22 protein-coding genes and 1 pseudogene are annotated in these 23,858 nt (G+C 69.2%); 12 read left to right on the forward strand and 11 right to left on the reverse strand.

The window, feature by feature from the left end:
* Positions 1-5 precede the first annotated feature (5 nt).
* A complete protein-coding gene (locus tag OXG33_02705; protein ID MCY4112836.1) occupies positions 6-422 on the reverse strand; it encodes a CoA-binding protein in 417 nt (138 codons plus the stop codon).
* A 389-nt stretch (positions 423-811) separates the two neighbouring features.
* Here OXG33_02705 and OXG33_02710 point away from each other — a divergent pair, with 389 nt between their 5' ends.
* From OXG33_02710 to OXG33_02750, 9 genes and pseudogenes are all read left to right on the forward strand, one after another.
* Positions 812-1,009 carry a hypothetical protein gene (locus OXG33_02710; protein ID MCY4112837.1) on the forward strand — a complete coding sequence of 66 codons (198 nt, stop codon included), beginning with the start codon at positions 812-814 and terminating at the stop codon, positions 1,007-1,009.
* A gap of 165 nt (positions 1,010-1,174) precedes the next feature.
* A complete protein-coding gene (gene groES, locus OXG33_02715) occupies positions 1,175-1,477 on the forward strand; it encodes a co-chaperone GroES (GenBank protein MCY4112838.1) in 303 nt (100 codons plus the stop codon).
* A 62-nt stretch (positions 1,478-1,539) separates the two neighbouring features.
* Positions 1,540-3,159 (forward strand): annotated as a pseudogene (groEL, locus tag OXG33_02720) (chaperonin GroEL).
* Positions 3,160-3,568: 409 nt separating this feature from the next.
* Positions 3,569-4,723 (forward strand): PLP-dependent aminotransferase family protein, encoded by a 1,155-nt coding sequence (locus OXG33_02725; protein MCY4112839.1) that lies wholly within the window; start codon positions 3,569-3,571, stop codon positions 4,721-4,723.
* Between the two features lie 28 nt (positions 4,724-4,751).
* Positions 4,752-5,774 (forward strand): Ldh family oxidoreductase, encoded by a 1,023-nt coding sequence (locus OXG33_02730; protein ID MCY4112840.1) that lies wholly within the window; start codon positions 4,752-4,754, stop codon positions 5,772-5,774.
* A gap of 4 nt (positions 5,775-5,778) precedes the next feature.
* Positions 5,779-6,855: an Ldh family oxidoreductase gene (locus OXG33_02735; protein MCY4112841.1), complete on the forward strand. Its 1,077-nt coding sequence runs from the start codon at positions 5,779-5,781 to the stop codon at positions 6,853-6,855.
* Positions 6,856-7,111: 256 nt separating this feature from the next.
* Positions 7,112-8,083, forward strand: a complete 972-nt coding sequence (locus OXG33_02740) for a cysteine synthase family protein (GenBank protein MCY4112842.1) — start codon at positions 7,112-7,114, stop codon at positions 8,081-8,083.
* Positions 8,084-8,211: 128 nt separating this feature from the next.
* Entirely contained in the window at positions 8,212-8,538 is a 327-nt protein-coding gene (locus OXG33_02745) for a cupin domain-containing protein (protein MCY4112843.1), read from the forward strand.
* A gap of 67 nt (positions 8,539-8,605) precedes the next feature.
* Positions 8,606-9,892, forward strand: coding sequence for a hypothetical protein (locus OXG33_02750; protein MCY4112844.1), 1,287 nt, complete (start codon positions 8,606-8,608; stop codon positions 9,890-9,892).
* A gap of 39 nt (positions 9,893-9,931) precedes the next feature.
* Here OXG33_02750 and OXG33_02755 read toward each other — a convergent pair whose 3' ends face one another.
* Genes OXG33_02755 through OXG33_02775 form a run of 5 tightly spaced genes read right to left on the reverse strand, consistent with a single transcriptional unit; the run spans position 9,932 to position 14,854 of the window.
* The gene (locus OXG33_02755; protein ID MCY4112845.1) at positions 9,932-10,303 is read right to left on the reverse strand and encodes a cupin domain-containing protein; all 372 of its coding nucleotides are present in this window, start codon (positions 10,301-10,303) and stop codon (positions 9,932-9,934) included.
* Positions 10,300-11,724 carry a phosphoglucomutase/phosphomannomutase family protein gene (locus OXG33_02760; GenBank protein ID MCY4112846.1) on the reverse strand — a complete coding sequence of 475 codons (1,425 nt, stop codon included), beginning with the start codon at positions 11,722-11,724 and terminating at the stop codon, positions 10,300-10,302. Before OXG33_02760 ends, OXG33_02755 begins: the two co-directional genes overlap by 4 nt.
* 22 nt (positions 11,725-11,746) lie before the next feature.
* Entirely contained in the window at positions 11,747-12,709 is a 963-nt protein-coding gene (locus tag OXG33_02765; GenBank protein ID MCY4112847.1) for an NAD-dependent epimerase/dehydratase family protein, read from the reverse strand.
* The gene (locus tag OXG33_02770) at positions 12,706-13,707 is read right to left on the reverse strand and encodes a GDP-mannose 4,6-dehydratase (GenBank protein ID MCY4112848.1); all 1,002 of its coding nucleotides are present in this window, start codon (positions 13,705-13,707) and stop codon (positions 12,706-12,708) included. The genes OXG33_02765 and OXG33_02770 overlap by 4 nt, the downstream gene beginning before the upstream one ends.
* Before the next feature lie 58 nt (positions 13,708-13,765).
* On the reverse strand, positions 13,766-14,854 hold the full coding sequence (locus OXG33_02775) for an Ldh family oxidoreductase (GenBank protein ID MCY4112849.1): 1,089 nt from the start codon (positions 14,852-14,854) through the stop codon (positions 13,766-13,768).
* A 102-nt stretch (positions 14,855-14,956) separates the two neighbouring features.
* On the opposite strand from OXG33_02775, the gene yqeC reads away from it, so the two are divergent.
* On the forward strand, positions 14,957-15,694 hold the full coding sequence (gene yqeC, locus OXG33_02780) for a selenium cofactor biosynthesis protein YqeC (protein MCY4112850.1): 738 nt from the start codon (positions 14,957-14,959) through the stop codon (positions 15,692-15,694).
* Positions 15,695-15,925: 231 nt separating this feature from the next.
* On the opposite strand, the gene OXG33_02785 is transcribed toward yqeC, so the two are convergent.
* Positions 15,926-17,155 carry an ABC transporter permease gene (locus OXG33_02785; protein MCY4112851.1) on the reverse strand — a complete coding sequence of 410 codons (1,230 nt, stop codon included), beginning with the start codon at positions 17,153-17,155 and terminating at the stop codon, positions 15,926-15,928.
* Positions 17,148-18,050, reverse strand: a complete 903-nt coding sequence (locus OXG33_02790; protein ID MCY4112852.1) for an ATP-binding cassette domain-containing protein — start codon at positions 18,048-18,050, stop codon at positions 17,148-17,150. Before OXG33_02790 ends, OXG33_02785 begins: the two co-directional genes overlap by 8 nt.
* Positions 18,051-18,144: 94 nt before the next feature.
* On the opposite strand from OXG33_02790, the gene OXG33_02795 reads away from it, so the two are divergent.
* Positions 18,145-19,248, forward strand: coding sequence for a M20/M25/M40 family metallo-hydrolase (locus tag OXG33_02795; GenBank protein MCY4112853.1), 1,104 nt, complete (start codon positions 18,145-18,147; stop codon positions 19,246-19,248).
* A gap of 47 nt (positions 19,249-19,295) precedes the next feature.
* Positions 19,296-20,408 carry a M20/M25/M40 family metallo-hydrolase gene (locus tag OXG33_02800; protein ID MCY4112854.1) on the forward strand — a complete coding sequence of 371 codons (1,113 nt, stop codon included), beginning with the start codon at positions 19,296-19,298 and terminating at the stop codon, positions 20,406-20,408.
* 20 nt (positions 20,409-20,428) lie between these two features.
* Here the strand turns inward: OXG33_02800 and OXG33_02805 are convergent, their stop codons facing one another.
* The 3 genes from OXG33_02805 to cimA form a co-directional block, all read right to left on the reverse strand.
* Positions 20,429-21,175 carry an anti-sigma factor gene (locus OXG33_02805; GenBank protein MCY4112855.1) on the reverse strand — a complete coding sequence of 249 codons (747 nt, stop codon included), beginning with the start codon at positions 21,173-21,175 and terminating at the stop codon, positions 20,429-20,431.
* Positions 21,176-21,180: 5 nt separating this feature from the next.
* Complete coding sequence (locus OXG33_02810) at positions 21,181-21,765, reverse strand: sigma-70 family RNA polymerase sigma factor (protein MCY4112856.1); 585 nt, start codon at positions 21,763-21,765, stop codon at positions 21,181-21,183.
* Positions 21,766-22,063: 298 nt separating this feature from the next.
* Entirely contained in the window at positions 22,064-23,638 is a 1,575-nt protein-coding gene (gene cimA, locus OXG33_02815; protein ID MCY4112857.1) for a citramalate synthase, read from the reverse strand.
* Positions 23,639-23,858: the final 220 nt, after the last annotated feature.

Below are 23,858 nucleotides of genomic sequence, written 5' to 3' on the forward strand. Positions count from 1 at the left end.
CGGCTTCAGCGCCGGCGCAGCAGCCGCTGGAACTCGACGCGCAAGCAGCGGTCCTGCACGGCCTTCAAGCCTCCGGCCTCGGCAATCGCCATCGCCTCGTCATTGCGAATGCCCTGCTGGAGCCAGAGCGCGCCGGCCCCAATCTCGACCGCCGCCCGCGCAATGTCCGCACAGTATTCGGGCCGCCGGAACACATTCACCATGTCCACCGGACCGTCGATCTGCCCGAGGTCCGCGACCGCATCCGCCCCGAGCACGACGGTTTCGTTGGGATTGACGGGCACGATGTCGAAGCCTCTGGCCTTGAGGAACAGCGCCACGCCGTTGCTCGGGCGCGCGGAATTGCTGGAAAGTCCGACGACGGCGATGCGGTGGCTGTGCTCGATGACTTCGCGCAGGTCGTCGTCACTGGTGACGGGCATGCGTGGGACCTCGATTCCCCAGCGACGACCGGCGCCGCCGTCTGTCAACAACTACGAAGCCTGCACCCATCTGGTTCCCGGGCGCCACACACGCGCCGGACGCTCTCCATCTCTCGGTTGACACGCGGGGATGGATTCCCGCCTTCCCAGACTAGTCGGTAACCCCTCCGTCATTCCGGCGGAAGCCGGAATCCAGTCCGGTCGAATCTGGAGGTGCGACGGATGCTTGGCGTCGGGCGGGTCTGAGACCCGCCCCTACCGGACTTTGCAACAGCCTCCCTTCGCGGGGACGACCAAAGACTAACCCGGCACTCGCCTCATATGGGTGCGAGGGTCAAGGGGTAGACTGCGAGCGGCGCGGCGCGCGCACCCGACGAGAGGTTGTCCCCGTGGCTGACGAGCCCCACGAGCACATCTTCCAAGAGATCTACCAGAGCGATACGGTCGCGATCTCCGAGGAGACGACCCACCAGACGATCACCGTGGAGCTGTTCGACCGCGGCGTCGTCATCCACATGGAACGCGACGAAGCGCTCGAGTTGGCGCGGGCGTTCACGGCCGCCAGCCGCTATCTCGACGAGACTTAACGCCGGGTTGGGGGGCGGGAGCGCGAATTCCACGCTTGCCCATTGAGCCAGCCACGGGTCTTGGATAGAATTGGCACTCGCCCGGTTCGGCGACCACCCAACCAAGCACGCGCGTTCGCGCGACGCCGTCCCGGAAAGTCAGCGTGTTGTACGGAGGAGATCTGAATGTCTGAAGTGGCGACGAAGGTCCGCCCGATGGGTGACCGCATCCTCATCCGAACCGTGAGCCGTGAGGAAACGACCAAGAGCGGGCTGGTGCTGCCGGATACCGCTAAAGAGAAGCCCATGGAGGGCGAGGTGATCGCGGTCGGCCGCGGCCGGACGACGGACGACGGCAACGTGATCGAAGTGGACGTGAAGGAAGGCGACCGGGTGCTGTTCGCCAAGTACTCGGGCACCGAAGTTCGAATCGATGACTCAGACCTTCTCATCATTGCGGAGCGCGACCTGCTGGCGGTCCTCAGCTAGCCCGCCGTTCCGCGGAGGCCGCAGCGGTCGCTTCCCCTAGCACCGCGCGGCCGAAGCTCGTTCGCTTTGGCGCGCCCGCTCGCGAGGCATTGCGAGCGGGCGTAGACCTTGCCGCCAATCTCATCGGGGCCACGCTCGGGCCGGGCGGGCGCAACGTGGCCTACGCGCGCAGCATGGGCGCCCCACGGTTGACCAACGACGGGGCCACCATCGCGAACGAGCTGGAAGAGGTGCGCGATCCGGTCCTGGATCTCGGCCTGCAACTCATGCGGCGCGCGGCGCAGACCGCCGACGATGCCGGGGGCGACGGCACCACGACCGCGGTGGTGCTGGCCCAGGCCATCGTCCATCGAGGTCTCTACAACATAGCGGCCGGCGCCAACGGCATGCGCCTGCGCGAGGGGCTGGAGCGCGGATTCGCGGCGGCGGCGGCGGCGCTGCGGGACCTTGCACGCCCGGCGGAGTCGACCGAGCAGCTGCGGCACGTGGCGACGGTGTCGTCGGAAGACCCGCCCATGGGACGTCTGATCGCGGACATGGCCACGGCGGTCGGTCCGGACGGACTGATCCTGGCCGACTATCACCGCGGCACCAAGCGCCTCGAGGCGCGCTACATCGACGGCATGCAGATCGACCGCGGCTGGCTCTCGCCGCTCTTCAACGAAGGGGCCAATCGCATCCAGGTGACGCTGGAACAGCCGTACGTGCTCCTGACGGATCGCGACCTGGACCATGAGCGCGACCTGGTGCCGGTGCTCGACCAGGTGCGCGCCAGCGGACCGGCGACGATCCTGGTCGTGGCCCGGAACGTGCGGGACCGCGCGCTGCACCTGCTGCTGCAAAACCGCGCCCAGGGACGGCTCAACGTCATCGCCGTCAAGGCCCCCTCGTTCGGCACGGAGATGCTCGAGATGCTGGAAGACCTGGCGGCCCTGACCGGCGCCACCGTCGTTTCGGAAGGCGTGGGCGCGACCTGGGACGACGTGCCGCTGGAATGGCTGGGCCGCTGTCGTCGCGCCGTGGTGAATCGGACGACCACGGTGATCCTGGAAGGCGAGGGGCGCGAGCCCGAGATCCGGGACCGGCAACGGCAAATCCGGGCGCAGGTCGCGCAAGCGCTCACCGACGTGGACCGGCGGCGGCTCGAGCGCCGCGTCGCGCGCTTGGGCGAAGCGGTGGGCATGATGCTGGTCGGCGGCATCACCGAGCAGGAACGCCGGGCGCGCAAGGACAAGGCCGACGATGCCGTGGCCGCGGTGCGCCGCGCCCGGGAGTCCGGGGTGGTGCCCGGCGGCGGCGCGGCCTATCTGCGCGCGCAGGACGCGGTCGCCCGCGCGGCCGAGGCGCTCACCGGGGACGCCGCCACCGGCGCGCGCACCCTGCACGACGCGCTGGAAGCCCCGATCCGGCGGATCGCCAGAAACGCCGGGGAGCGGCCGTCCGTGGTCCTGGACCGCGTGCGGCGGATGGAGCCGTGGGGCACCTGGGACGCGCTGCGGCGCGACTACGTCGACGCCTATGCTGGCGGCCTCCTCGATCCGCTGGCGACGAAGCTCTCCTCGCTGCAAGCCGCGGTCAGCGTGGGCCAAATGGTGCTCACCACCGACGCCATCGTCTGCGAAAAGCGATCGGTGCCGGTCCCGCGAGCTCCCCGCGCCGCCGCCACGCGCGGGCCGTTCTAAGGCAGCTCAGACAGAATTCCAGCAGAGGCCGGAATCCAGTCCAGGCGAATCTCGCACCAGGAAAGTGACTCTGGACCCCGGCCTTCGCCGGGGTGAGGGACGGGACGCGGGTATGGCGGGGAACCCCTCACCCCGACCCTCTCCCCAAGGGAGAGGGCGCCGGACTCGAACGGAGAGAGCAATGGAGAGCCGTCGACCGGGCGTTTTCCCCCTCACCCCAGCACTCGCCCTCCAGGGGAGAGGGAGTTTGCCCGCCCGTGTGCCACGATGACGCCGCGCGCCGTGCTTTCACCTGAGGCGACCCCAACTGCCGGAACCATTTGACTTCGAGCCGTCGCTGAGCGCCGCCGGGCGGCGGCGTGGGCGCGGCAGCGCGATGGTGACGCCGAGTCGCTCGGACGGTGCCCTGGTGGCGGATCTGACGGTGGGTCAGCCCGCGGTTGACGTGCTGCCGCTGGAAGAGCTGGCGGAGGCGGCGCGAGCCGCGCTGCCCGGCAATCCCAAGGCGCTGCTGTATACGCACACCGAAGGCGCGGCGGAGCTGATCGACGTGGTCCGGGCCAAGCTGCGGCACTACGAGGGGCTGGACCTTGGCCGCGACCAGATTGCGATCACCAACGGCTCGAGCCAGGCGCTCGACCTGGTGCTCCGGACCTTCACCGAACTCGACGGGCCGTTGGCCATGGACGAAGTGTCGTACGGGGCCATTCCGGCGCGTCGGCTGACCGGTCGCGTCGACCACATTCCGTTCGACGACGACGGACCGCAGCCGGAGGCCGTCGCCCGGCATGCGCGGGCGCTCGACCGGCCGTTCGTGTTCTACACCATGCCAACCTTCCAGAATCCGACGGGCCTGACCGTCGGCGTGACCCGCCGACGCGAACTGCTCGACGTATGCCGCGCGGAGGGCGTTCCGATCCTGGAGGACGACGCCTACTACGAGCTGCGTTACGAGGGCGAGCGGGTGCCGTCGCTCTTGGAGCTGGACGGCGGCAGCGGGCTCGTGGTGCGCACCGGCACGTTCTCGAAGATCCTCGGGGCCGGTATTCGCCTCGGGTGGATGGCAAGCTCGGCGCCCCTGATCAACCGGGTGCTGCGGCTGAAGCCGGACAGCGGCACCAGCCCCTTCGCCTCGGCCATTGCGGCGCGGTTCATGCAGGACCACATGGAATCGCAGATCGCGCGGGTGCGGGCCTTCTATCGCGACAAGCGCGACCTGATCATGGAGGCGCTCGACCGACATCTCGAGGATCGGGCGACCTGGCGGACTCCCGAGGGCGGGTTCTTCGTGTGGATCACGTTCGACCCGTCGCGCGACGTGGCGGCGATCGTGCGTGAATGCGCCGAGCGCGGCGTGCGCGTCCGCAGCGGCGCGGAATTCCGAGTGGACGGGGACACGCGCCACGCCATTCGGCTGGCGTTCAGTCACACTGAGCCGCAGGCTATCGAGAGAGGCGTGGAAATCCTGGGCGAGGTGGTGGCGGAGAACCCCTCACCCCAACCCTCTCCCTCAAGGGGAGAGGGAGTCGGACTCAAGGAGAGTGGGAGTCGGGCGGAGGAATGACTGAACCACAATGACCTGTGACCCTCGCATGGACCACCAAACCATGCGGACGTTCGCCGCCGACGTGATGGCCGCCGCCGGATGCTCGGCGGCGGAGGCGGCGAGCGTCGCCGACATGCTGGTGGAAGCCGACCTGCGCGGCTTGTTCTCGCACGGCGTGATGCGGCTGACGATCTACACCGACTGGATTCGCGAAGGCCGGATGCGCCCCGGCGCCGAGATCCGTGAAGTCGTTTCGGGACCTGCGGTGGCCGTCTTGGACGCCGACGGGGCCCTGGGCCCGGTGTCCGCCGCTCGCGGCGTCGACCGCGCCGTTGAGCTTGCCCTGGCGGGCGCCGCGGCGTTCGTCTTCGTGAAGAACGGCACCCACTTCGGGCCGGCGGCGCATTGGGCGCTGCGAGCGGCCGAGCACGACTGCATCGGATTCTGCTCCAGCAACGGCGGCGGCGTGGCCGGCGTGCTGGCCTACGGCAGCCGCGAGGTGGCCCTGACCAACGGTCCCATCGCCTGGGCATTGCCGGCGGCCAGGCACCCGGCGCTGGTGGCCGACATGGCCGTGGGCGCGGCCGCGATGGGCAAAGTGCGGGTGGCGCGGGCGGCCGGAACGCCGATTCCGGACGACTGGGGCGTGGATGCAGACGGCAATCCGACCACCGACCCGGCCGCGCTCGTCAACCTGATTCCGTTCGCGGGACCCAAGGGCTACGGCATGGGCATCGTGACCGAGACGCTGGCGGGAATCCTGGCGGGCGCGGTGGCGCGGGTGAACCGGAAGCCCGACGATCCGCAGCCGGTCGGGCAAGTGTTTGGCGCGATCAACATTGCCGCGTTCCGGCCCGTGTCGGAGTTCATGGCGGATGTCGACGATGCCATCGACCGGCTCCACGCCATCCCGCCGGCGGAGGGATCCGACGGAGTGATGGCTCCCGGCGAACCGGAGTGGCGAAAGCGTGAGCGGTCGGTGGCTGACGGCATCGAGTATCCGGACGGCCTGCTCGACGACCTGGCCGTCACCGCGCGAGGCCTGGGCGTCGCCCCGGCCTGGAGCTGATCCCATGGGCGCCGCGACACACACCACCTACGACACCAGCGGCCCGCGGGTCGCGCGCGGTGAGCTCGAGGCGTTCGCGGGCAAGCTGCTGGAAGCCGTGGGGGTGGACGCGGCGGGCGCTGCTCTGACGGCCCGGACGCTGGTGCACGCGGACCTGCGCGGGGTGCACTCGCACGGCGTGCGGATGCTGCCCCTTTATCTCAGGACGCTTGCGAACAAATCCCTGAATCCCAGGCCGACGGTGCGGGAAGTCAGCAGCGGTCCGGGCCACGCGACGTTCGACGGCGACAACGGGATGGGTCAGGTCGCGTCCGAGATCGCGATGGGCCGGGCGATTGAGCTGGCGCACGAATTCGGCGTGGGAATGACGATCGTCGACAACACCGGCCACTTCGGCGCGGCCGGCTATTGGGTCATCATGGCGGCGGAGGCCGGTTGCATGGGCTATTGCGCCAGCAACCTGCGCGGCCCCGTGCTGCTGGCGACCGGGGGACGCGGCGGGGCCGCCGGCAACAACCCGCTGGCCTGGGCCTTTCCCGGCCGGCGCCACCGTCCCACGGTGCTGGACATGGCAACGGGAGCGGTGGCGCTGGGCAAGATCGCGGCGCTGGGCGAGGGCGGATTCCTAGCGCCGGAGGGCGTCGCGGCCGACGCCGAGGGCCGGCCCACCCGCGATCCGGCCAAGGTGGCCTTTGTGGCGCCAGCCGCGGGTCCCAAGGGATATGCGCTGGCCGTGGTGCACGACGTGCTGGTGGGCGCGCTGACCGGCGGCGGATCGGCGCTGCAGAAGGAGCCGCTGGTGCTCGGCGGTCCGCTGGACGGCGGCCTGTTCTTCATGGCCATGGACATATCGGCGGTCATGCCGCTGGCGGACTTCACCGTCGCCATGGACGCGCAGACCGACGCGGTGAACGGCCTCGAACCCGCCGCAGGCGTGGATCGGGTGAGCATGCCGGGGCAGATCGAGTGGGACCTCTACGACGAGCGCGTCGTGACGGGCATTCCATTCCCGGCGGGCGTGCTCGATCCCCTGGCCGGGGTCGCGGCGCAGTACGGCGTGGCCGCGCCGTGGGTCGGATAGGCGCCGTGTCTCCCAGGCAAATGCTTGTGATGGCCCAGTCTGGGGCAATTCAGCGGGCCGACGGACCAGTCGCACGCGGGCTGTCGGAAGCCGCTTCGTCACCCCGGCGAAGGCCGGGGTCCAGAGTCCTTGCCCCGGCGCGAGATGCGACCGGACTGGATTCCGGCTTTCGCCGGAATGACGGAGGGTATTCGCAAAGCTCTCGTTTAGGAGAGAAGGAACTCAATCAGAGGACTTCAATGGCCGGAGGTTTGCGATGACCACCGCGCGCACGGACGGGAACCTCGATTCCGTGCTGGGCGCGATCGGCAATACGCCGGTCGTGACGCTGTCGCGTCTGACGCGGGGGCTGCCGGGGCGCCTGGTGGTCAAGCTGGACTACTTGCAGCCCGGGTTTTCGAAGAAGGACCGCGTGGCGCTGCGGATGATCGAGGACGCCGAGGCCAGCGGCGAGCTGCGGCCCGGGCAGCCCGTGGTGGAGCTGACCAGCGGCAACGCCGGCACGGGATTCTCCATCGTCTGCGCGATCAAGGGCTATCAGTTCGTGGCGGTGATGTCGCGCGGGAACTCGGAGGAGCGGGCGCGCATGATGCGCGCGCTCGGCGCCGAAGTGGTGCTGGTGGACCAGCTGCCCGAATCGACGCCGGGCAAAGTCTCGGGGGCGGACCTCGACCTGGTGGAGGCGGAAGCCCAGCGCATCGTGCGGGAGCGCGGGGCCTTTCGACCGGACCAATTCCGCTTGCAGAGCAACTTCCGGGCGCACCGGGACACGACCGGTCCGGAGCTGGTGGCGCAGACCGGCGGGGCCATCGACGCGTTCTGCGACATGGCCGGGTCGGGTGGAACCGTGGGCGGCACGTCCGCGGCGCTCAAGCAAGCGATTCCAGGCGTCAAGTGCTTCGTGGTGGAGCCGGCCGGCGCCGCCGTCCTCGCGGGGAAGCCAATCGTGAACGCGGATCACCGCATCCAAGGCGCGGGCTATTCGCGCGCGGAGCTCGCGAACATTCCGTCGGAGGTGGTGGACGGATTTCTGACCATCGACGACGAGGCGGCGACGGAAATGACGCGTCGTCTGGCGCGCGAGGAAGGGATCTTCGCCGGCTTCTCGTCTGGAGCGAACGTTTCGGCGGCCCTGGAGCTATTGCAGGGCGAGTTCCAGGGCGGCACGGTGGCCACGATCATCAACGACTCGGGACTCAAGTACCTCAGCACGGACCTCTGGGACTAGCCCGAGCACGGGCGGCCGATTGACCGTGGGTCGTGATCCGCGCGCATCTGCGACACAATGGCGGCCATCGACATCGAGCGGGCGCTGAGACCGCCCACCACCCATCCGAGGCCCAAGGAGCAGACACGATGAGCATCAACCACCGAGACGACCGCCCGATCATCGACATGGGCGACGGCATACAGCGCCGCACGATGGTGTGGGGCGACCGCATGTTGCTGGCGGAGATTCACATGGAGACCGGCGGCACCGTGCCGCGGCACGATCACGTCTACGAGCAAATCGGCTATTGCATCAGCGGCAGCCTGGAGCTTGACGTGGGCGACGACACGACCGTGGTCGGGGCCAACACGTCGTGGGTGATTCCGGGCGACGTGCCGCACGGGGCGCGGGCCTTGGAGCCGTGCTTCGTGATCGAAATCTGGAACCCGGCGCGCGACGACTACAAGGACTAGCGCCGGCTTCCATCACAGTGCCCCTCATGCCGATTGAACCGGCGTCGCGGCGGATGGACGCGGCCGATTGAGCACGCGTGGCGGCGTCGCCGGGCGTATGTCGCGCGCGACCATCGAGATCCTGCGCGATAACCTGACGCTCATACCCTTCGTCACCGCGGGTGGGCTGGCGGCCGCGGGGTTCCAGGTTTTCCTGTCGCGCACCCTCGAGAAGACGGTCTACGGCGAGACGTTTGTCGTGCTCGGGGTGCTTTCCGTGCTGGGGGCGTCCACCCTGGTCATCCAGACCGTCATCGCGCGAAGCAGCGCGCGGCTCTTCGCGTTGGAGCGGCTGGCGGATATGCGCCTGGCGGCGTGGACCGCCGGCCGGCGGCTGACGATTGCGGCGATCCTGCTCACCGCGATTCTCGCCGCGCTCACACCACTGCTGGTGCGCGCCCTTCAACTGACCAGCCCCTGGCCCATGCTGGTGGCCGCGGTCGGGGCCGGCTTGGGGCTGGTGGAGCCGCTGTTCCGCGGCATCACGCAAGGGGCGAGGGACTTCGTGGCGCACGGCGCCGTCGTGGCAATGCATGGGTTTGGCCGGCTGGGCGTCGGTACCGTCGGCGTGCTGGCCGGCGGTGGTTCAACCGGCGCGCTGCTGGCAGGTCCCGGAGGCGCACTCGCCTCCATAGGCATGGGTGTGGTCGCGCTGCGACGTCTGCTGCGCGGCGATTCCGAGCCGGCCGACGCGGCGAAGTCAGGCGAGCCGCCGTGGGTGCACATTCGCGTTGGCCTGATCGTCACCATCATGGTCGCCATGCTGCACCTGGACGGGCTGGCGATGCGCGTGTTCCATCCCCCGGACGTCGCCGCCGACTACGCCGTGCTCGCGGTCATCGGCCGGATGGTCTACTGGAGCGGGATCACGATCGGGCTGGTGCTGCTCCCCTTTGTGGTCCAGGCCGCCACGCGCGGTGAGGACTACGTGCGGGCCTACCTGATCAGCGTGGGGCTGATGGTGTTTGCCGGGTCAATCGTGGCGGTAGTCGTGCTGCTGCGGCCCGAGTTCGTCTACAGCGTGGCGTTTCGAGACGAATACACGCTCAACACGGCGCTGCTGCCGAAGTACGTCGCCGCGGCGGCGATGCTGGCCATCGCGACGATGACGGCGAGTCTCCACATCGGCGCATCCAATCTGCGAGTGTGGCTCCCCTTGGCGGTCTTGGTGGCGGCGACCCTCGTTGCATTTGCCGTGGCGCATGAAAGCGCGCGCCAGGTGGTGACGGTCATCCTGGTGGCGGACGCCGTGGCCTTCGTCTACCTGCTTGGCGAAGCCGCGTTGTTGGCTCGAAGGCCCCCGGCGCCTGCGTAGCGTCCGCTCGGGCGGCGGCCCCGAGCGACGCTGCCGAATCTAGTCGGGCGAGCGGCCGTAGTCGTCGGAAAAGCGCACTACGTCGTCGGGGTGTGGGGTGGACACTTCGAGCACCCGCACGTCGCCGTAGGGGGCGGCGAAGCGATGCACGGTCCCGGCTCGCACACGGAAGGCCTGGCCGGACTCCATGTCGCGGGTCTGCACCGTCTCCGGCGCGGAACCGACGGTCAGGGCAAGTCTTCCGTCAAGCACGTAGATCGTCTCGTCCTTCTCCACGTGCGCTTGCAGGCTGAGCCGGTGGCCCTCGCTGATCTCGATCACCTTGCCCAGGTAGTGCTCGCAGCTGGCGTAGATGATCTCGCGACCCCAGGGCTTGTCCACGATGGTGACGTCGTCCGAGGGTGCGCTCATGGGACCCCGGCGGCGGACCGCCCAATGTCGAGCAGCCGATCCACGCGATCGGCGGATGTCGTCTCGCAATAGATGCGGAGCAGCGGCTCGGTGCCCGAGAAGCGCACCAGCAGCCAGCTTTCGTCGGCCAGGTAGTACTTGAAGCCGTCGAAGTCGCCGCGTCGAGCCACGGGCGTGCCGTCGATGCTCTCGGGCGCCCAAGCCTCCATGCGGGACATGATCGCCGCTCGCTCCTCGGCCGGAAAGCGCAGGTCCAGGCGGCGGTAGTGGTACTCGCGTCCGAGCTTCTCGAAGAGCATCCGGACGAGCTGCGACGGGGTCTTGTCCTCGCAGATCATGAGGTCGAGGAAGAACAGGCCGGCGACGATGCCGTCGCGCTCGGGCATGTGCAGGCCGAACACATAGCCGCCGCTCTCCTCGCCGCCCATCACCGCGTTGGTGTCGCGCATGGTCGGGGCCACGTATTTCATGCCCACGCCGGTCTCGTGCACCGGCACGTCATAGAGCCGCCCGAGCCGCTCCAGCATCGCGGACGTGGTGAGCGTCTTCACGAGGGGCCGGCGGTCGTCGCGATGCTCCAGCATGTAGTAGGCCAGCAGCGCGATGGTGCGAAGCTGATCCACGAACTGGCCGTGCTCGTCGACCACGCCCAGGCGGTCGGCGTCGCCGTCGACCGCCAAGCCCACGGCGGCCCGCGCCTCGCGGACCGCGTCCCCAAGGGCGTCCGTTTGGGGCGGGATGGGCTCTGGTCGCGCCAGACCCGGAAACGCCGGGTTCCACTCGGAGTGGATCTCCTGCACCCGGAGCTTGCCGCCTTGGAGCAAGCGCGGCAGCCAGCCGGCGCCCGAGCCGTACATGGCGTCCACGACCACGCGGCGGTCGCGCTGCCGCAGTCCGGGCAGGTCGAGCAGGTTCGGCACGTGCCTGAGATAGGCAGAGCCCGGGTCGAAGGTCTTGACCTGACCGGCCTGGGGCGCGCCGAGGTTGCGAATCGACTCCGGCGTGACGCGGGCGACGGCCGCCTCGACCTTCTCCAGGCTCGCGGGCGGAAGGGCGGCGCCGCTGGCGGTGCGGATCTTGAAGCCGTTGTCGCTGGGCGGATTGTGGCTGGCGGTGATCATCACGGCGCCCGCCGCGCCCACGCCGGCGATGCTGAACGCCGCGACGGGGGTGGGACAGGGCCGGTCCACGAGGAAGGCCGGGATGCCGTTGGCGCCCAGCACGTCGGCCACGGCGCGGGCGAACTCAGGCGATCCGAAGCGGCGGTCGTAGCCGACGACGATGCCGTTTTGCCAGGACCACTCGCGGCGCACGAAGTGGGCGAATCCCTGGGCGACGCGGCGCACGTTGGCAAAGGTGTATTCGTCGGCGATGCCCGCGCGCCAGCCGTCGGTGCCGAAGCGGATCGTTTCGGCGGTCATGGCTGCCTTGGGACGGCGCGGCTCACGCGACGATCGGCACGGACGAGGCGAGGCGCTCGCGCACTTCGGTCAGGCCATCTCGCAGCGAGTCGTCCACGGTCCGGCTGACGCGCCAGCCGGTGTCGCGGGCAATCAGGGACGGGTCGCCGACGACGACGCGGCCCTGTGCCGCTGCATTCGACCCACCTTCTTGAATCTCGGCTTGAATGCCGGCGATCTCGATGAGCCGGTCGACCACCGCGCGCAGGGGCGTCGCCTGCCCGGAGGCGACGTTGTAGGCGGCGCCGGTCCGCCCACGCGCCGCAACGGCCTGAATGGCGTCGGCGGCGTCGCGCACGTCAACGAAATCCAGGGTGTCGCGAAGGCTCAGGGTGCGAATCAGCGCTGGGGCGCCACGGTCCAGGATCTCGGCGGCCTGCCTGATTTGCGGGGCGGGGAAGTACTCCTCGGGCCGGCCGGGACCGATGACGTTGAAGAGGCGCAGCCGGACGATGTCCAGGCCGTCGGAGCGGTGGTGCTGGGCGGCCTGCACGTCCGCCGCCGCCTTGGTCGTGGCATACACCCCTTCGGGTCGCTGGGGATCGTCTTCGCGGACCGGACGGTCATGTCCGTCCCGGCCATATTGCAGCGCCGAGCCGAGGACGATCAGCCGCGCATCCGGGGCCAGCTCGCGCAGGGCCAGAATGACCCGCAGCTGCCCGAGGACGTTCACGTCGTAGGCCGCCAGGGGGTCGGCCTCGGCCTGTCGCGGATCGGCGACGGCGGCGAGGTTGATCACGACCGCGGGCTGTGTCGATTCAATCGCCGCACGGACGGTGTCACCGTCGCGCAGGTCCAGCTTGGCGTCGGCATCCCCGCCGCGGTCGGCGGCGATGACCTCAGCGCCGGTTGCCTCCAAGCCCGCGACGAGATGCCGGCCGATGAATCCGCGAGCCCCGGTGACCAGCACCCGGGCGCCGTCCCACGAGCACTCGGCCGCGCTCACGCGCCGTGCCGCGACGCCATGATCTGCGCGTGCGCCAGCTCGCTCCCCACCAGCTCCATGTCGGCATCGACCATGATGGTCACGAGCTCTTTGAAGGTAACGCTCGGCTCCCAGCCCAGCTTCTCGCGGGCCTTGGTCGGGTCGCCGATCAAGCGGTCGACCTCGGCGGGCCGAAACAGGTCTTCGCTGGTGTAGATGTGATCGCGGGCGTCCAGGCCGAGATGCCCGAAGGCCAGCTCGGCAAACTCCTCGCCGGAATGCGTCTCGCCCGTCGCCAGCACGTAGTCGTCGGGCTCGGGCTGCTGCAGCATGAGCCACATGGCCCGCACGTAGTCGGGCGCATAGCCCCAATCACGCGTGGTCGTGAGATTGCCGAAGGGCACCTTGTCGATGATCTCGTGGTGCACGCGGGCGGCGTTGTAGCTGATCTTGCGGGTGACGAACTCGAGCCCGCGGCGCGGCGACTCGTGGTTGAAGCAGATGCCCGAGCAGGCGTACATGTCGAAGCTCTCGCGGTAGTTGATGGTGATCCAGTGGGCGTAGAGCTTGGCGACGCCGTAGGGACTGCGCGGATAGAAGGGCGTGGACTCGCTCTGCGGCCACTCCTGCACGGCGCCGAACATCTCGCTGCTGGAGGCCTGGTAGAAGCGGATGCTGGGATCGACCGCGCGCACGGCCTCCAGCATGCGCGTGGCGCCGAGGGCCGTGACCTCGCCGGTGAGCACCGGCTGGTACCACGAGGTCTGCACGAACGACTGGGCCGCCAGGTTGTAGACCTCGTCGGGCCGGTGCTTCTTGAGAATCTCGATCAGCGAGTACTGGTCGTGCAGATCGCCGGGTTCGAGCGTGATGTCGTCCTGGATGTGCGCGATGCGGCCGTTGTTCTCGGTGCTCGTGCGGCGCACGATTCCGACGACGTGGTAGCCGCGCTCGAGGAGAAACTCGGCCATGTAGGAGCCGTCTTGGCCGGTGATTCCGGTGACGATGGCGGTCGGCATCAGTTGCGTGTCTCGATGCTCGGTTACGCGTTCAGTGTACGCGGCCCCACGGTCTGGCCTACGCCGACCCGTCCAGGGGCGACGGAAACTCCACGCCGACGGCGGCGCCGGTTTCGGTGAGGGTGGCGATGATGTCGTCGGTGAGCGGGCAGCCGTTGGCCTCGCGGTCGGCGGCGTTGGCGGCCTCGATGTCGCCGGGGGCGAAGACCTGGTCGAATCCCGGCCGCCGGGCCACCTCGCGCATGGCCGCCAGGGTGCCGGCCACCCGGGACTTGAATTCCTCGAGCGGCATCATGCGCGACACGTCGACGGCCAGGAAGCAATGCCCGACGCGCTGGGGACGGTCCTTGTGCTGCCAGTACATGCTGCCCACGTCGACGGTGGACGCGGCGCCGGAGAGGATGCCGGCCATGACGTCGATGAGCAGCGAGAGCCCGGCGCCCTTGTATCCGCCCAGGGGCAGCAGCGAGCCGCCGTCGAGAAAGGCCGCCGGGTCCGTCGTGTCGTTGCCGTCGGCGTCGAGCGCCCAGCCCTCCGGGATCGGCTCGCCGCGGCTCTGCGCCAGGAAAATGTGGCCGGCGGCGACCTGGGTGGTGGCCATGTCGAGCACCAGCTCGTCGGGCGGATCGGTGGGCATGGCGATGCAGATGGGGTTGGTGGAGACGAACTTCTCGCTGCCGCCCCAGGGCGCGACGATGGCCTCACCGTTGGTGAAGGCCCAGGTCATCAGGCCGGCGCGCGCGCCGCGCAGCGCCCAATAGCCCTGCGAGCCGTTGTGGTTGGACTCGCGGATGCCGGTCCAGCAGGCGCCGTTGGCCTTGGCACGCTCGATGGTGGCGTCGATGGCGAAGTCGCACACCACGTGCCCGAGCCCGTTGTCGCCGTCGACCGCGACGGTGGTGGGCGATTCGGTGACGATCCGGGGCCGGGCTTGGGCGTTGACCAGACCCGCGTGGAGCCGCTCCAGGTAGATGGGTATGCGCGTGATGCCGTGCGTATCGACCCCGCGCAGGTTCGAGTCCACCAGCCCGTGCGCCACGACCCGCGCGTCCTTGTCCGCGACGCCCGCGGTGCGGAAGATGGCGGCGGTGAACGCGCGGAGATCGTCCGCGCTGAATCGCTGCGCTGGGGGTGAAGCGGTGCCCATCGATCACTCCTTCGCCGAGATCGGTCGGCGAACCATGCCGCCGCCGGCCGCCTCCCGGTTTGGCTGCGGCTGATGCCTCATCGGGAACTCAGGCCAGTTGACGTGGCGAGCATAGCGGCGCCTGGCGACATCGTCGCCATCGTGGGCGCCGGTGGCAAGACTTCGACCATGTTCGCGCTGAGCCGCGCGCTGGCCGCGGCGGGGCGGCGCGTGCTGACGACCAAGTCCACGATCATCTATCGACCGACGATGGCCCAAAGTCCCGGCGTGGTGGAGATTCCGCCGGAGCGCTGGGCCACCGAGCTGCGCGGTCTGCTGGACCTTCGGCGCGAGGTGACGGTGGTGACTGGATCGGCGGGACCCGATCGCTGGCAGGGCGTGTCGGCGGACCGGGCGTCGGAGCTGCGGGACGCGGCGCGGGCCGACTGCGTGATCGTGGAGGCCGACGGGGCGCGGGGAAGACTGCTCAAGGCCCCGGCGGACCACGAACCGTCGATGCCCGCCAGTGCGTCGCTAGTGATGCCGGTCGTGAACCTGCGGGCCGTGGGGCGGCGAATTGATTCCGAGCAGGTGCACCGGCCGGAGCAGGTGGCGGCGCTGCTGGGAATCTCGGTGGACGGCGTGATTGGCCCGGAGCACGTGCCGAGGGTGTTGCTGGACGAATCGGGCGGTCTCAAGCGGGCGCCGGAGAACGCCCGCGTGTGGCCGGTGCTCGCGGGCGTGGACGCCGTGGAACTGCCGGAGGTTGAGGCGTTGCTTCGGCGACTGGTTGAGCATCCGCGGGTCGTCGGGGTGGTCATGGCCGATCGGGAGTGGCGGTATTCGGCGTTGGTGCCCTGACGGCATGGCCCAGAGCGTCGTTCCGATGGGTCCCCCTCACCCTAGCCCTCTCCCATCGAGGGAGAGGGGACCGGACAGCTCCCCTCCGACTGAGAGCGAGCCTGGCTGGATTCCGGCTTGCGCCGGAATGACGGAGGGAGCGCATGTTCGGGCGCGTGGACGGGGTGGGATGACCCTCACCCCAGCCCTCTCCCTTCCAGGGAGAGGGAGCCGGACCCGGTCGAAGCTAAATCAGCCGCGCACCGCGCGGAGGATGTCGCCCAGGCGCAGGCGCCGGCCGTATACCAGCAGGCCGATGCGGAAGACTCGCGTGCTGATCCAGAGGCCGATGGGGACGCAGGCGGCCAGGATCCCCACGCTGATCGCCAGTGACAGCGTGTCATGCGAACCGGCCGCCACGCGCAGCAGTCCGCCGACGGGCGCGGTGATGGGAATCCAGCTGAGCACCACGGCCAGCGTGCCGTCGGGGTCTCCCTGGATAAACGCGCTCAGCATGAAGGGGACGATGGACGGCAGGATGAGGTACGCGGCGAGCTGCTGGCTCTCCTTGAAGGTGGTGGTCATGGACCCCACGGTGGCGTAGAACGCCGCGAACAACAGGTAGCCGAGCAGCAAGTAGGCCAGGGCGAGCGGGAGCACCGCGAGGTTGAAGGTCAGGTCGCCGAGGTCGTCGAACTGGGCGAGCAGCACCGGCACCAGCACGAGCGCGGGGAGCACCCACGCCAGCAGCTGCGTGAGGCCGGCCAAGGCCTGACCGGCCACCTTGCCGAGCAGCAACTGGTCGGGCGTGACCGACGACAGCACGACCTCGATGACCCGGGTCTCCTTCTCCTCGCTCACGCCTTCCAGGAGGTATCCGGCGCTGGTGAAGACGACGATCATGAAGAGAATGGCGGCCACGTAGGGCACCACGGAGTCGAAAATCACTCCGGCGCCAAATCCTCGCGGCGGGGAGCCGTCCACGTTCGAGGCACGCAGCGCGACGGGCTGCTGGATGCGGGGCGCGATCTCGGGCGCCACGTGCACCTCAAGCAGCGCGTCGAGAAGCACGGAACGGATGGCGCGGCGGGCATCACCCTCGCGCTCGCCGAACGTGCCGAACTCCTCGGCCACGAAGCGCACGTCGCCGGACGCCATGTAGTCCTCGCCGACCACGAAATAGCCGTCGACGGCTCCCTGTGAAAGCGCCGCGCGCGCCGCCGCCTCGTCGGCAAAGCGCTCCAGTCCCGGCGCTAGCTCGCGCCCTTCCAACACGCCGGCCTGATCAATCAGCCCGTAGCCGTCGGCGGGTTCCGACGTCGTCGCCTCGGCGGCCGCCGCCCCGATGCGGTCGCCGAAGATTACGAAGACCAGGACCGTGATCAGCAGCAGCACGGGCACGGTGGCCGTGCTGATGAGAAAGCCCTTGCGACCCACCGTGCGCCGCAGCTCCCAGGCGGCCACCACGGCCGCGTTACGCATCGCGGCCCGCCCCGCGCACGGCCTGGATGAACACGTCGTCGAGCGAGGCCAGCGCGCGCTCGAAGCGGTCGATGCGCACGCCGCGCTGCACCAACTCACGCAGGACAGTCTCGGGCGCGACGCCCTCGTCGAGCACGGCGTAGTAGGCGCCGTCCTCCTCGCGAAGCTCGTCCACGCCGGGAAGATTGGCGACGCGATCGGGCGATACAAACCGAACGGCGTTGGGGGCGTAGGCGCGACGGACGTCCGCCACGCGGCCCTCGATCACACCGCGGCCGTCAGCGATGAGGTAGATGCGGTCGGCCAGGTCCTCGACCTGGCTCATGACGTGGGTGCTGATGACGATGGCGGCGCCTGCGTCGCGGCGCTCGCGGATGATGTCGAGCAAGAGCTTGACGTTGATCGGGTCCAGGTTCTGCGTCGGTTCGTCCAAGATCAGGATGTCCGGGTCGGTGAGCAGCGTGGCCGCGATCTGCGCTTTCTGCGCCATGCCACGGCTGAGCTCATCGGTTTTTCGAGAGGTCGCGTCACCAAGGTCAAGCCGCCCGAGCCAGGACTCGGCGCGGTAGCGGGCCTGGGCTCGGCCGAGCCCCTTGAGCCGGGCGAGGTATTCCACGGCGTCCAACGTGCGCACGCCGCGATGGAGCCCGCGTTCCTCCGGGAGATAGCCGATGCGGCGTCTGAGCTCGATGGACGGCGTCTGGCCATGAATGCTGATGTCTCCGGCGTCGGGCGCCACGATGCCCATGACGGCGCGAATGGTGGTGGTCTTACCGGCGCCGTTGGGTCCGAGCAGACCAAGAATCTCGCCCGGATTGACGGTGAGCGACACGTCGCGAACGGCGGTCACGTCCGCGAACGACTTGCGCAGTCCTCGAATCTCAAGCGCGGGCATGGCGCATGTTTAGCACGCCCCGTGTGCCAAAAGCTGCTTACATCGGCCAAATCAGCCAAAATGCGCTGTTTGGTCCCGCGGAGACCCAAGGCCCATGCCCGATCTCGTCCCCATCGATCACGACCGCCTGCTGAAGACGTTCCTGCGCCTGGTGCGCATCGACAGCTATCACGGCCACGAGGATCGGATCGTGGAAGTCCTCGAACCGATGCTTCACGCGGTGGGCCTGACGACGGAGGTCGACGCCCACGGAAATCTCATCGCCCGCTGGGACGCCCAGGACAGCGACGCCGCGCCGTTGATGCTCAACGCACACATGGACACCGTGTGGCCGACGCCGGGCATGGAACCCGTGGTGACGGACGAGGGCGTTGCGTCGGACGGCTCGAGCGTTCTCGGCGCGGACGACAAGGCGGGCGTGGCGGTCATCATGGAGGGCGTGCAGGCAGTGGCGGACGCGGGCCTGCCGCACGGGCCAATCGAGCTGGTTTTCACGGTCGGCGAGGACGTGGGACATATCGGGTCACGCGCGTTCGATCCCGAAACCATCGAATCGCGCCGGGGGCTGGTGTTCGACGGTGACGGGCCGGTCGGCACGGTGGTGACGGAGGGTCCGTCGGCGCAGGCGTTCACGGCGGTGTTTCGCGGGCGCGCGGCGCACGCCGGCGTCGAACCCGAGAACGGCATCAGCGCCATCGCCATGGCGGCGCGGGCCATCGACCGGATGAAGCTGGGACGCATCACGCGTTACACCGTGGCCAACATCGGCACGATCAACGGCGGGCAAGCGATGAACATCGTGCCGCCGGAGGTGACACTGGTCGGCCAGGCGCGCAGTTTGCGCCCGAGGGCCCTCGAGCAGCAGATCGCGCACATGCGCGAGGTCATGGAAGAGGCGGCCAGCGAGTTCGGCGGCACGGTGGAATATGAGGAAACCATGCGAATCGACGCGTTTGGCTTCAACCAACAGAACCCAGTCGTTCTGTGGGCCAACCGCGCGATTCGGGCGGCCGGACTCGAGCCGTCGCCCGTCTTCACGGTCGGCGGCAGCGACGCGCACGAGTTCAACGCCAAGGGCATCTGGTCGGTCATGCTGGGCATGGGCTGCACCGGGGCGCACTCCGTGGAAGAGTTCGCGCCGCACGAGGCGCTGCGGCAGCTGGCGCAGGTCGCGGCGCAGGCGATCGTCGTTGGGTAGTCAGCACCAAGGCCGGCTGCCCGGTTGCCGCGCGCCGGAGCAACGCGATGCCTGAAAGCCCGGGCCTGGTGCCGATCAACTGGGACCGCATGCTCGACAACTTCATCAACATGCTCTCGGTCGACAGCTACTACGGTGACGAGGAGCGCGTGGCGGCGATCATTCGACCCGCGCTGGAGCCATTGGGCATCCGGTTTCGGCAGGACGAGATCGGAAATCTGATCGGGCGCTGGGCGGGCCGTGGACGCAGCGATGGGCTCATCATGCTCAACGCGCACATGGACACCGTGCAGCCGACGCCGGGCATGCGGCCGGTGGTGGACGCCGACGGGGTGCGGTCCGATGGGTCGAGCGTGCTGGGCGCGGACGATAAGGCCGGGTTGGCCGCGATCATCGAAGCCGTCCGCGCGATTGACGAGACCGGTCTGGATCACGCGCCCATCGAGCTGGTGATTACCGTGGGCGAGGAAGTCGGGCACATCGGGTCGAAGGCCTTTGACCCGCAGTCCATCGAGGCTCGTACGTCATTCGTGTTCGACGCCGGCGGGCCGGTTGGCACCGTGGTGATGCGCGCGCCGGGCCAGATTCGCTGCACGGCCACGCTGCACGGACGCGCGGCGCACGCGGGGATCGAGCCGGAACTGGGCATCAGCGCCATCAGCCTGCTGGCGCGGGCGGTGGACCGCATGCCGCTGGGACGCGTTGACGCCGAAACGACCGCCAACATCGGACGCATCGAGGGCGGGCAGCAGTCGAACATCGTGGCGCCCACGGCACGGATCGAGGCCGAGGCGCGCAGTCTCAGCGAGGACCGGCTCGCGGCGCAGATCGACGCGATGCGAACGGCGGTCGCCGACGCGGCGACCGACCTGGGCGGCTCATTCGACTTCGAGGAGCGCCGGTTCTACGTGGCGTATCAATTGGCGGAGGACGAGCCGGCCGTGCAGCTGGCCGACCGCGCCGTCCTGGCGTCGGGGCTGACGCCGCGGCACGTCAGCACGGGCGGCGGGAGCGACGCGCATGAATTCAACCTCAACGGCATCACGTCGGTATGCCTGGGGGTCGGCTACATCGACGTGCACACCACCGACGAGTTCATGCCGCACAACGCCCTGCGCGACATCACCCAGGTGGCGGCGCAGCTCATCACCCAGGCCTGATCCGAGCACCGGGCCGGCTGCTACTGCGGCATCGTCCCGTGGAGCATGGGGGGGCCGGTGGGGCTGCTCGGGCTTTCGTGCATCGGCTCCTCGGTGACCTCGAACGCGTGGAAGACGTGCACGGGGTGGTCGCTCACCACCAACACCACGGCGCTGCCCGCGTGGTCGGTGCTGAAGTTGGCGCCGCTGACGCGGGCACCGCTCTCGTCAACCATCCAGAAGTGATAGACGTGCTGGTCGCGCGGGGCGTGAAGGCCGTCCACCACGAGCATGACCTCGGAGCCCGCGTCGTCGAAGATCAGTTGCGCCCAGGCGTCGTCGGCCCCAGGCATACCGTGCAGCGTGACGATGTGGGGTTGCTCCGCATGAATGCCGACGAGCGCGGCGCTCTGGGCCGACAGCTCGTCCTGCATGTCGTCAACCGTCTGCTGGAGATCGCCGATTCGCAGCGCGAGCACGATGACCGCCGCGACCGCCGCCGTGCCGACCGTGGACATGCCCGCGAATCCAAGCATGGGCCATGACGGCATTCGGAGGCGTCGCCTGGGCGGCGCGGCGACCGCCATGACCCGACCGCGGAGGTCCGCCGGCGGGGCTTGAGCGCCCGCGTCGAGCGCCAACGTCTCAAGCGCCTGGCGCACGGCTTCGGCCTCGCGGCGCAGCGCGGGATCGCGCGCCAGGACCGCCTCGAGCTCGCGGGCTTCGGACGCGTTGAGGTCGTCGAGCGCGTAGCCGCCGATGAGGTCGTGGATGTCCGGTGAGGCCATGAGCGCTAGCCCAGCAGGTCCTGGTCGCCCAGGCGTTCGCGCAACTTTCGCAAGCCGGCGCGCGTGCGCGTCTTGACCGTGCCCAGCGGCACGTCCAGGCGCTTCGAGATTTCCGATTGGGTGTAGCCGAAATACGCCAGCCAAAGCACGTCCTGCTCGGTCTGACTCAGGCCCTGGATCGCCTGGCGCAGCTTCTGCCGGCGCTCGGCGAGCCAGGCGTGCTCCCACGGGGCGGGCTCGCCGTCGGCCTGCTGCCGAGCGTCGAGATCGACCTCGTAGGGATAGAGCTGGGGACGGGCGTTGGCGGCGCGAATGGTGTCGGTGATGCGGTTGCGCGCGATGCGCAGCACCCAGGCGGCGAGCGAGCCGCGCGACTCGTCGAACTGGTGGCGGCGCGTCCAGACCTGCATGAATACGTCCTGCACGACATCCTCGGCAACCGCCTGGGGAAAGGCTCGCCGCGCCATGGACCACACCGTTGGGCTGAGCAAGTCGTAGACGCCGCCCAGCGCGTCCGGTTCGTTGCGCACCAGGCGACGCCCGAGGATCGCGTCGGGGCGTTCGGCCGGTTCCGTGCGTTCGCTAGTCATGCGCGCTGGCGCTAGAGTGCCACGCCACTCGACCGGACCTATAACGAGGCGTCGCGGGAAGGGAAGCCTCAGCGCGGGCGCGCCCGCGCTAAGTCCGGCAAGGCCCGGAAGTTCAGCGGCGATGGCGTCGCCGGTCACGCCGCCAACAGTCACGCGGCTGCCGCTCCGGATTTCGCCATGCGTCCGGGGCCCGCATGACCCGTCGTCGATACCTCGGTCGCGCGGTGTCGATCATGGAGCGGCGGCATAGGCGACAGTGCGGCGACAGGCCGCGGCGTGAAAGGGGGTTCGTGGACTGCTACGTAGGTTTCGTCACCGCGGATTGGCTGCCGCGTGCGCGGAGCAGGGCGTACTCGTAGCTGTCCTTCAACGCCAACCACGAGGCCTCGATGATGTTGGCCGAGCTGCCCACCGTGCCCCACTCGCCGTCGCCGTCCGACGACTGGATGAGCACGCGCACCGCCGCGTCCGTGGCGGCGCTGGAATTTAGGATGCGGACCTTGTAGTCGGCCAGATGCATGGCGCCCAGCTCCGGGAAGAACCGCTCCAGCGCCTTGCGGGCGGCGCGGTCGAGGGCGCTGACGGGGCCGTTGCCCTCGGCGGCGGTGTGGAAAATCTCCTCGCCCACGCGGATTTTCACCATGGCCTCGGAGAGCATGTCGCGCCCGCCCCGGGTCTCCGCCAACACGAGGAAGTCCACGAAGGCAAACGGCGGCTCGTAGTCCCCGGACAGACGACGAAGCAATAGCTCGAACGACGCTTCGGCGCCCTCGAACTGGAAGCCGCGCTCTTCGAGCGCCTTCAACTCGTCGACGACCTGCGCGGCGTCGGTGTCGGAGCCCAGGCCCAACGCGTCGGCTCGAGCCACGACCGAGCTGCGCCCGGCCAGTTCGGAAATCAGGATGCGGGAGTCGTTGCCGACCAGCAGCGGGTCGATGTGCTGATAGGCGTCGCTGTGCTTGCGCATGCCGCTGCCGTGATAGCCCGCCTTGTGCGCAAAGGCGCTGTGGCCGGCGAACGGCGTCTGGGGGTCGAGCGTCACGTTGGCGATCTCTGCGATATAGCGCGCCAACGCGGCGGTCTGTTGAAGCTGAGCGGGCGCGACGCAGTCGTGGCCAAGCTTGAGCTGGAGCGTCGGGATCAGGGTGAGCAGGTTGGCGTTGCCGCAGCGCTCGCCGAGTCCATTGGCCGTGCCCTGGACCTGGCGCGCGCCGGCCTCGACTCCGGCCAGGGCGTTGGCCTCGGCCAGGTCCAAATCGTCGTGGGTGTGAATGCCCAACGGCAGCTCCGTCCAGGCCGCGGCCGCCAATGTTCCCTCCTGGATTCCGGCGGGCAGCGACCCGCCGTTGGTATCGCAGAGCACCAGCCAATCGGCGGCGGAAGCGGCGCGCACGCACTGCTCCACGTAGGCGCGGTCGTGATCGAGGCCGTCGAAATAGTGCTCCGCGTCCACGATGACCTCGCGGCCGGCGCTCTTGAGGAAGGCCACCGAGTCGCGAATCATCGCCAGGTTCTCGTCGGGCGTGGTCTCGAGCACCGACTCGGCCTGGAACCGCGAGAACTTGGCCACAATGGTCACCGTGGGCGTTTCACTGGCCAGCAACGCTTGCAGGTTCTCGTCCGACTCGGCGCGGATGCCCTTATAGCGCGTGGCGCCGAACGCGGTGATGCGCGCGTGCTTCCAGGATCGTTCGGCGGCGCGGGTGAAGAATTCGCGGTCCTTGGGGTTGGATCCCGGGAAGCCGCCTTCGATGTAGTGCACGCCGTACGCATCGAGGCGCTCGGCGATGCGGAGCTTGTCCTCGGCGGAAAACGAGATGCCCTCGGTCTGCGCGCCGTCGCGCAGCGTGGTGTCGTAGAGCGAGAGTTGCATGCGGAAATTCCTCGGCAGGTGTGGAGGGTTGAGAACCCGAACGGGTGTGGGCCGTGGCCCACCGGCCGGCGGTTCGGCTAGCGAGCCGCCACGCGGACTGCCGCGGCAATGTCGACCGCGCCCGTGAATGTGGACTTCACGGGTCGCGGAGAATCCTTGCGTCGGGCAGTCATGGACTTGGGCCTGTCTCGATCAGTGAGGCGGGCGCTGCCGCCGAGGG

This window comes from Chloroflexota bacterium (genome assembly GCA_026708035.1).
GTDB lineage: Bacteria > Chloroflexota > UBA11872 > UBA11872 > UBA11872 > JAJECS01.

What these genes read in the sequence shown, in the direction of transcription:
- OXG33_02785 (MCY4112851.1), bottom strand. Translation starts at nt 17,155, where the DNA reads ATGCGTAACGCGGCCGTGGTGGCCGCCTGGGAGCTGCGGCGCACGGTG.
- OXG33_02705 (MCY4112836.1), bottom strand. Translation starts at nt 422, where the DNA reads ATGCCCGTCACCAGTGACGACGACCTGCGCGAAGTCATCGAGCACAGC.
- OXG33_02805 (MCY4112855.1), bottom strand. Translation starts at nt 21,175, where the DNA reads ATGGCCTCACCGGACATCCACGACCTCATCGGCGGCTACGCGCTCGAC.
- cimA (MCY4112857.1), bottom strand. Translation starts at nt 23,638, where the DNA reads ATGCAACTCTCGCTCTACGACACCACGCTGCGCGACGGCGCGCAGACC.
- OXG33_02810 (MCY4112856.1), bottom strand. Translation starts at nt 21,765, where the DNA reads ATGACTAGCGAACGCACGGAACCGGCCGAACGCCCCGACGCGATCCTC.
- OXG33_02730 (MCY4112840.1), top strand. Translation starts at nt 4,752, where the DNA reads ATGGACCACCAAACCATGCGGACGTTCGCCGCCGACGTGATGGCCGCC.
- OXG33_02770 (MCY4112848.1), bottom strand. Translation starts at nt 13,707, where the DNA reads ATGCCGACCGCCATCGTCACCGGAATCACCGGCCAAGACGGCTCCTAC.
- OXG33_02735 (MCY4112841.1), top strand. Translation starts at nt 5,779, where the DNA reads ATGGGCGCCGCGACACACACCACCTACGACACCAGCGGCCCGCGGGTC.
- OXG33_02795 (MCY4112853.1), top strand. Translation starts at nt 18,145, where the DNA reads ATGCCCGATCTCGTCCCCATCGATCACGACCGCCTGCTGAAGACGTTC.
- OXG33_02755 (MCY4112845.1), bottom strand. Translation starts at nt 10,303, where the DNA reads ATGAGCGCACCCTCGGACGACGTCACCATCGTGGACAAGCCCTGGGGT.
- OXG33_02740 (MCY4112842.1), top strand. Translation starts at nt 7,112, where the DNA reads ATGACCACCGCGCGCACGGACGGGAACCTCGATTCCGTGCTGGGCGCG.
- OXG33_02775 (MCY4112849.1), bottom strand. Translation starts at nt 14,854, where the DNA reads ATGGGCACCGCTTCACCCCCAGCGCAGCGATTCAGCGCGGACGATCTC.
- OXG33_02800 (MCY4112854.1), top strand. Translation starts at nt 19,296, where the DNA reads ATGCCTGAAAGCCCGGGCCTGGTGCCGATCAACTGGGACCGCATGCTC.
- OXG33_02745 (MCY4112843.1), top strand. Translation starts at nt 8,212, where the DNA reads ATGAGCATCAACCACCGAGACGACCGCCCGATCATCGACATGGGCGAC.
- OXG33_02760 (MCY4112846.1), bottom strand. Translation starts at nt 11,724, where the DNA reads ATGACCGCCGAAACGATCCGCTTCGGCACCGACGGCTGGCGCGCGGGC.
- groES (MCY4112838.1), top strand. Translation starts at nt 1,175, where the DNA reads ATGTCTGAAGTGGCGACGAAGGTCCGCCCGATGGGTGACCGCATCCTC.
- OXG33_02790 (MCY4112852.1), bottom strand. Translation starts at nt 18,050, where the DNA reads ATGCCCGCGCTTGAGATTCGAGGACTGCGCAAGTCGTTCGCGGACGTG.